Origin of the sequence: Neisseria sp. WLZKY-1 (genome assembly GCF_046546535.1) — a bacterium.
Classification (GTDB): domain Bacteria; phylum Pseudomonadota; class Gammaproteobacteria; order Burkholderiales; family Neisseriaceae; genus Neisseria.
Genome location: NZ_JBKGTW010000134.1, coordinates 1 through 399 on the forward strand (window position 1 = coordinate 1; position 399 = coordinate 399).

A 399-nucleotide genomic window follows, 5' to 3' on the forward strand; every position below is an offset into this window, starting at 1 on the left:
TACCCGGACAAAGCGGTTCGATGGCTGCCCACTGGGCATCGGATAGGGTATATCTGGTCATATCTGTATGATACTGTGAAAAATTGAATGTCAACAGACCCTAAGATTACACCCGCATCGTAGCAAAAACGAGCGGCTGGCCACCCATCAGCACAACCGAACAGTTGCCACCAACAACCGAATACAAGGAAGGTTCATGATGAGTACCCAAAACTACGCCGGCATCGACATCGCCAAACGCCATTTCGTCATCGGCATACACGGCAAAGACAAGACCAAAACCGAAACCAACAACCCCAAAGGCTTTACCCACACCATTGACTATCTGCACAAGCACAACGTCGGTTTGGTTGTCATGGAAAGCACTGGCGGTTTGGAAATCCCTCTCGCCAAAACCCT

General features: G+C 49.9%; 1 pseudogene. It reads left to right on the plus strand.

The features are described 5' to 3' along the window. Positions 1 to 199 precede the first annotated feature (199 nt). Positions 200 to 399: pseudogene (locus ACLD9W_RS12530) on the plus strand (IS110 family transposase); the annotation flags it as partial.